Origin of the sequence: Burkholderia sp. TSV86 (assembly GCF_001522865.1) — a bacterium.
In the GTDB taxonomy this organism is placed as follows: domain Bacteria; phylum Pseudomonadota; class Gammaproteobacteria; order Burkholderiales; family Burkholderiaceae; genus Burkholderia.
The window spans coordinates 22,991-29,813 of the sequence record NZ_LOWB01000134.1; the positions used below are offsets into that span (position 1 = coordinate 22,991).

The 6,823-nt window shown below is 65.8% G+C and carries 9 protein-coding genes and 1 pseudogene; 4 read left to right on the forward strand and 6 right to left on the reverse strand.

Annotated features, from left to right (window positions below):
* Positions 1–251 precede the first annotated feature (251 nt).
* Both WS68_RS25330 and fnr read left to right on the forward strand, forming a co-directional pair.
* Positions 252–662, forward strand: a complete 411-nt coding sequence (locus WS68_RS25330) for a response regulator (protein ID WP_059573456.1) — start codon at positions 252–254, stop codon at positions 660–662.
* A gap of 61 nt (positions 663–723) precedes the next feature.
* The gene (gene fnr, locus WS68_RS25335) at positions 724–1,443 is read left to right on the forward strand and encodes a fumarate/nitrate reduction transcriptional regulator Fnr (RefSeq protein ID WP_231753123.1); all 720 of its coding nucleotides are present in this window, start codon (positions 724–726) and stop codon (positions 1,441–1,443) included.
* 312 nt (positions 1,444–1,755) lie between these two features.
* Here the strand turns inward: fnr and WS68_RS29335 are convergent, their stop codons facing one another.
* The 5 genes from WS68_RS29335 to WS68_RS25365 form a co-directional block, all read right to left on the reverse strand.
* On the reverse strand, positions 1,756–1,947 hold the full coding sequence (locus tag WS68_RS29335) for a DUF3562 domain-containing protein (RefSeq protein WP_059573466.1): 192 nt from the start codon (positions 1,945–1,947) through the stop codon (positions 1,756–1,758).
* A 34-nt stretch (positions 1,948–1,981) separates the two neighbouring features.
* Positions 1,982–2,278 (reverse strand): hypothetical protein, encoded by a 297-nt coding sequence (locus WS68_RS25345; protein ID WP_231753122.1) that lies wholly within the window; start codon positions 2,276–2,278, stop codon positions 1,982–1,984.
* A gap of 427 nt (positions 2,279–2,705) precedes the next feature.
* Positions 2,706–2,948 (reverse strand): hypothetical protein, encoded by a 243-nt coding sequence (locus tag WS68_RS25350; RefSeq protein WP_059573458.1) that lies wholly within the window; start codon positions 2,946–2,948, stop codon positions 2,706–2,708.
* A gap of 443 nt (positions 2,949–3,391) precedes the next feature.
* Complete coding sequence (locus WS68_RS25360) at positions 3,392–3,580, reverse strand: DUF2964 family protein (RefSeq protein ID WP_059573460.1); 189 nt, start codon at positions 3,578–3,580, stop codon at positions 3,392–3,394.
* Between the two features lie 17 nt (positions 3,581–3,597).
* Entirely contained in the window at positions 3,598–4,077 is a 480-nt protein-coding gene (locus WS68_RS25365; RefSeq protein WP_059573461.1) for a universal stress protein, read from the reverse strand.
* Positions 4,078–4,654: 577 nt separating this feature from the next.
* Between WS68_RS25365 and WS68_RS25370 the strand changes: the two genes are divergently transcribed.
* Both WS68_RS25370 and WS68_RS25380 read left to right on the forward strand, forming a co-directional pair.
* Positions 4,655–5,245, forward strand: a complete 591-nt coding sequence (locus WS68_RS25370; RefSeq protein WP_059573468.1) for an IMPACT family protein — start codon at positions 4,655–4,657, stop codon at positions 5,243–5,245.
* 312 nt (positions 5,246–5,557) lie between these two features.
* Positions 5,558–6,628: a DMT family transporter gene (locus tag WS68_RS25380; RefSeq protein WP_059573463.1), complete on the forward strand. Its 1,071-nt coding sequence runs from the start codon at positions 5,558–5,560 to the stop codon at positions 6,626–6,628.
* Between the two features lie 111 nt (positions 6,629–6,739).
* Here WS68_RS25380 and WS68_RS29680 read toward each other — a convergent pair.
* A pseudogene (locus WS68_RS29680) lies at positions 6,740–6,823 on the reverse strand (threonine dehydratase); the annotation flags it as partial.

A 6,823-nucleotide genomic window follows, 5' to 3' on the forward strand; every position in this document is an offset into this window, starting at 1 on the left:
TGCCGGCCGGGACCGCATGGCGGCCGCGTGCGCGTCGCCATCCCCCGCGGCCCTGCCCGCCGTGCGCGACTGCCGGTGCTGAACCAGGCCGGCGGCACCCCAACCCTCGGCCAATCGCCCGCCACGACGATAACAACGCGACGCGACGCCGCATCGTTGTAGGAATCCCCCTACAACGCTTCCGCCGCGCCTACTCAAACTTCAAGCAGCGCCGATTTTCCCCGCGCGCCGGGCAGACGATACTGACGCTCATGAATTCCGGGCCAATGCCGCTACCCGTAAGCGTATATCTCGTCGACGATGCCAAGTCGGTCCGCTGCCGGATCGCCGCTCGGCTCACCGCATTGGCCGGCATTGCCGTGGTCGGAGAAGCAGAGGACTTGACCGCGGCGCTGGCGGGGTTGTCCGCTTGCCAGCCTGACATCGCGATCATCGACCTTCGCCTTGCCGACGGCAACGGCCTCGAACTCATCGCGGCGCTGTCGCGCCGGGTTCCGAGAGTCGTGACGGTCGTGCTGACGAATTTGTCGGGACCGGCATTCCGCGCGGCATCCAGCGCGGCCGGCGCGGATTTTTTCTTCGACAAGACTGTCGAGTTCGACGCCGCATGCAGAACGATCGAGGCGATCGCGCACCAACGCCGATCCGATATGAGCCAATAAACCGGAGCAGATCATGCTGAACCACGCCCTAACCGCCATCCCGATCCATCCCATTTCGCCGATGCCGGCATCGATGCGCGCGAACCAGCCCAAGCGCAGCACGGTGCGCTGTTCATCGTGCGCGCTGCGCGCAGTCTGCATGCCGCCGAATCTGACGCCCGCCGATTTCGCCCAGCTCGACGCGCTGATTTGCACGACTCGGCAAGTCAAGCGCGGCGACACGCTGTACCGGTCCGGCGACACGTTCCAAAGCATCTACGCGGTGCGCACCGGTTCGTTCAAAACCGTGCTCACGCATCGCGACGGCCGCGAGCATGTGACCGGCTTCCAGATCGCGGGCGAGTCTCTGGGGCTCGACGGATTGCACACGGGGCGCCATAACACCGACGCGCGCGCGCTGGAGGACAGCACGGTCTGCATCATTCCGTTCACTCAGCTCGAGCAGGTATGCCGCGACGTAAGGCCGATGCAGCACCACGTCTACCAACTGATGAGCGGCGAAATCGTTCGCGAATCGAGCCTGATGGCGCTACTCGGCACGATGACGGCCGAGCAGCGGATCGCCGCGTTCCTGCTGAATCTGTCGGCACGCTTCAAGGCGCGCGGCTATTCGCCGGCCGAGTTCAATTTGCGGATGACGCGCGAGGAAATCGGCTGCTATCTGGGCATGAAGCTCGAAACCGTCAGCCGGATGCTGTCGAAGTTTCAGCGCGACGGCCTCGTCGCCACGCGCGGCAAGCGGATTCGCATCGTCGATCTCGACGGGCTGCAACGCATCTGAGCGCAGCAGGCATCGACGGCGGCCGTGCGATGCGCAGCGCAGCGGTGGCGCGGCCATGCGGCCGACGTCCCGCGCCTTTGGCCGGCACCGCACTTGCGTTTTCGCCGCCGGCCAAAGGCGGTGGCCGTGAATGCGCGCCGGCATCAGCGGCCGCCCGGCAGTTCGATGCCGGCACGAAGGAGGCCACATCAACATGGCGCGCAGTCGCTACGAAGCCGCACGCTTCACCCATACGTAATCGCATAGATAATCCACGATTTGCGTGCGCACGTCGCCCGGCGGCATCGCATCGTCAGGCGCAGCACGAGCGGCCTAACGCTTGCGCACGGCGGCCAGCCGCTCGCGCACGCGCCGTATCGCGAACACGCGTACATAATCGTGAATCAACGCCCCCTCTTCGAGCCGCGCGACTTCATCGTCCAGCCAGCGCTGTAGCGCCTCATCCGGAATCGACGTGTCTGCGGCCGCCTCACGCAGCAACTCGATCAACCCTTCGTCACGCATCACGCTCTCCTTATGCCCGTACCGACGTTCTGCCTCAAGATTCATCGAGCTGCGCACGCAAGAGCATCGCTTCCGCCGCATCGAACGCATGCCGGATTGCGACGAGCGGATCGGCATACGTGCAGCGCATGCTCGGCGTCAACTCACGATCGCGGGCGAGCAAATCGAGCCGTGCGTCATACAGCGTGCGGCCATCGGATTCGCGCAGCGCCTTGACCACAAGCTGACAGTTCGCGATCTTGCCGTCGAAGCGGCCGAGCCGCATGAGCTGCACACTGGCTTCCGCCTCGATCCGCGCTGATCCGGCGAAACCGAAATAGGCGATTTGCATGCCAACGCCCATCAAACTCTCCTCCCATCGCACCTCGCGCCCGCCCGGCTTACCGCCGCGACACGCCAAGCCCCATGCAAAACCGTCATGATTCCAACCCCGGTTCATATGATCCGGGTGGCTGCCTTTCGCGCGTTGACGTGCATCAAGCGGCATCGCGGGCCGCCGCGCAAGCGTGCTATTCGAATGATTCCGCTCATCGATCGGGCGCTTCGACGGCAGTATCCGGGCGACCGCGCGCCGACGCTTCGCCGGCTGTCATGTCGAATAAAAAATGAAAAGTGACCGGATGCGTTGCTCGCCGCGCATGGGGCGGGCATTTATCGCACATCGCGTATATCAAGCGTGCCGGCGCGAAGTAACGCTGGGGGGGCCGTCGGGTTTGTGCCAGCCATCGCTTCGCGCGGCTGACCAGCCGGCTGTCACGTCAACTTACGTTGAACGCATGCGACGTTTTCATCTCGATCCACGTCATGCCCGCGCGCAACCCTTCAAGCACCGCGTCGCGCTCGGTCGCGAACGTGCGGCCAAGCTCGAAAGCACGTTCGAACGCCTGCCCCGCCGACTGGTGCGCCACCTGAATACGGCAGCGATAGCCGCCTTCCGGTGCAACGGACGTGTCGACGTCGACCGACCATTGTGTCGTATGAATCGTGCCTGTCAGCGTCATGTCCGCCTCCTTGCATTTGAGCAAGATCGACTTCCCGGCTTGCCGAGCACGGGAATGTTCCGATCACGAAACGAGCGGGCGCCGACGTGATCTTCGAGCGTTTCAGCCGCGCGCTCAACGTTCTTCGCGTGCGTGTCGTCGACGCTTGCCGGATGCGCGAAACGCGGATAGGCAGATCGCGGGCGCAGTACGCGCGCGAAACGCATGGAGATGAAATCCGCATCGCGCGCCTCCGATATTCGCCGCCCGGCATGCCCGCCGATGGCCAAATGGGCGACACCAAACGCACGTCAAGTTTGCAGTGCACGCGCCTCAAGTTTGACCGTATTCGGCATCCCGGCGGCAATCCTGCACCCGCGCTCACGCCGCCTGGCTCGCCTCGGCATGCGCGCTCGAATCTGCACCGGCACACGTCGCCCGCTCGCGGTCCGGCCTGCGCAACGTCACGTGCGCTTCTCGCCCGGATTGAGCATCACGACGAAGCCCACGATCCCGGCAATCAATCCGATCGCGCCATAGCGCAGCGCCGCGCCGTTATCGAACAGCATGCTGGTCACCACCGCCATCATGCCTGCGAGCGACAAAAAAACGCAGATCGTGGCGGCGACGATCCGATATTGTTTGCGCGCCATGCCCGGCCCCCGCCTGATCAGGCCGCCGCGCGCGCGCTGCGCGGCGGCGGCTCGTCGGCCCGCACCAACAGCACCGGGCAACTCGACGTGCGCACGAAGCGTTCCGCGACGCTGCCCAGCAGCAGACGACGCACGCCGCGACGCCCGTGCGTGCCGATCACCGCCAGATCGAAGCGGTGCTGCTCGACATAGCGCTCCAATCGGCTTGCGATATCGTCACCAATGCTTTCGGTCTCGATCAGCTCGGTATCGCCCGTCACGCCCGCTTGCGCCAGCGCGCTTTGCGCGTTCGTCAACACCTCTGCACCGCCGATGCGCGCATCTTCGAGCAGTTCGCGAGGATCGCCAAGCCCCGCATACGTAAACAACACCGACGTATCGATCACGTAGACGGCGCGCACATGTGCGCCGCTCATCTTTGCCAGCTTCAGCGCCTCGGCGAGCGCATGCATCGACGGCGCGCTGCCGTCGATCGCAACCATGATGTTCTGGTACATGGATGACTCCGCTAGATAACCCGCCATGCGCACCGGCGCGCGTAGCTTCGTTATCATGATCGGCGGCCTGCGACGCCTGTGCGTTGACTTCGATCAACCCTCCGCGGCAACGCGCGTCGAAATGGCGTCGCCGCGCGTCATCGCGACCAGGGCACGGCATGGTGTGGGCGGCCCCGGCCCGATCGGCGCCACGCCCGTTTCGGCCGGCCGGCGTCGATTTGAACCGACATCGGCACGCAACCGCTCAAGCCCGCCACCGTATAGCCCGCTATCCCGCGATGCGCTGCACACCGAATCGCGGCCGCTGTTTCGATCACCGCGGCCCCTGCGCGCCCGCGCGGTGCATGGCGCCCGGCACCGGCTTTCCACTGCGTGCCACTGCGCCGCGCACCGCTCGATGCGCAACACCGTAAAATGCCCTTTTTTTGTGATCGATCCGCCACCGGGCCGGCCCACCCGCCGTCCGCCGCAACGCACGGTTGGCCGTTGCCGTGCGGGCCGTTCGAGCGGCACGGATTCCCTCACCCGGAAAACGGCCTACGTCATTGAATACACCGAACGTTATGCAACATCCGACATGACCTGCACGCTCGCCGACATCACCACGCGCGAAATCGAGATTCGCAAGAGCCGCTTCATCGCCTATGCGATCCCGGTCGACGGCCGCGACGCCGCGATGGCCGAATTGCAACGCCTGCGCGCCGAACATCCGGGCGCAACGCACGTCTGCTGGGCGCTGCTCGCGGGCAGGCAGTCCGGCATGTCGGACGACGGCGAGCCATCCGGCACGGCCGGGCGCCCGATCCTCGAGGTGCTGCGCCATCACGACCTCGACGGCGTGCTCGGCGCCGTCGTGCGCTATTTCGGCGGCGTGAAGCTCGGCGCGGGCGGCCTCGTGCGCGCGTATACCGATGCGATCGCCGCCGCGCTCGCCGACGCCGAGCGCGTCGACCGGATCGCGTATGCACGGCTCGCGATCGAGATGGGTTACCCCGATGAGGCGCGCGTGCGGCGCTGGATCGAGCAGGAAAAACACGAACTTGCCGACAGCGCGTATGGGATGACGGTCAAACTCGTGATCCGTCTGCCCGCCGCCGCGCTCGATGCGGCGCGTGATGCGTTGTTCGATTTGACACAAGGGCGCGCCGGTTTTCCCGCGATCGATTGAGCACGTGCGGACGCGCCGCGTGGTGTTCGCGTTTGCCGCCGTGAATGCATCGCCATGGGCGGCGCTCAAGGCTGCCGACATGGCGGCGGCACGTCGCCGCGCGCCGAATTCGGCAAACTGCTCAATGCGTCGCGCCGCCTGCCGCGCAGCGTTTCGCCGCATCCTGCGCCGCCGCGACGGTTCCACCTTGCCATGTTGTCCCGCCGCGACGCGTTTTGCCCGCCCGGTGCCAAACGAATGACCATCATGCCGGGTTTGCGATATCGTTGCATCACATTTCCTTCCCCTATTCCACGCGCACGCGCCACGCCCATGTTCGTCCGAACGCATGCGGTTTTTACCGCGCTTCTCGCCGCCGTGTTGTTCGGTTCGACCACCCCGGTCGCGAAGCTGCTGCTCGGCGCCCTGCCGCCGTTCATGGTCGCCGGGTTGTTCTACCTCGGCAGCGGAGCCGGTCTAGCGGCCTTCATGCTGGTGCGGCGCCTGTCACGCGGCGAGCCCGCCAATGCGCGCCATACTCGGGCCGCGCGCCTGCCGTTGGCGGAGCTGCCCTGGCTCGCCGGCGCGGTCGCGGCGGGCGGCGTGGCGGGCCCCGCGCTGTTGATGCTCGGCCTCGCTGCGACGCCCGCCGCCACGAGCGCCCTGCTGCTCAATCTTGAAAGTGTATTTACCGCCGTGATTGCGTGGCTGGTGTTTCGCGAGAACGTCGATGGGCAGATCTTCGCCGGCATGGCTGCGATCGTCGCGGGCGGCGTGCTGCTGTCCTGGCATCCGGGCGCGGCGCACCTGCCGGCAGGTGCGCTGCTCGTCGCGGCGGCGTGCGCGTGCTGGGCGATCGACAACAACCTGACGCGCAAAGTGTCGGCCCACGATGCCGCGACGATCGCGTGCATCAAAGGCCTGGTCGCGGGCACGGTCAATCTCGTGATCGCGTTTGCGCTCGGCTCGCGGCTGCCAGCCGCGCCGATGGTCGCCGCCGCGATGCTGACCGGCTTCGCCGGCTACGGCGTGAGCCTCGTGTTGTTCGTCGTCGCGCTGCGCAACCTCGGCACCGCGCGCACCGGCGCGTATTTCTCGGTTGCGCCGCTATTCGGCGTGGGGCTGTCGCTCGCGATTTGGCCGGTATGGCCTGCGCTGTCTTTTTGGGCGGCAGCGGCACTGATGGCCTTCGGCATCTGGCTGCACCTGCGCGAGCGACACGAGCATCCGCATACACACGAGGTGCTTGAACACAGCCACCGGCATCGCCACGACGAGCATCACCAACACACGCACGATTTCGACTGGGATGGCGACGAACCGCATACGCATGCGCATCGGCACACGCCGCTCACGCATACGCACGCGCATTTTCCGGATATTCATCACCGCCATTCGCATTGATCGGGGCTGTTCGGCTGACGGGGCGGCGATTTTGGCTGTAGCGGTTCGAATCAGCCGGTATCGACAGGTTCGATTCATTTCCGGCCGTCGATCGCGACTACCGTATTGATGTCAGCCTAGGAACAGGTGGTACGCCGGATTGCCGCTCTCTTCCCAGAACGGATAGCCGAGCGCGACCAGGAAGCGGTCGAATGC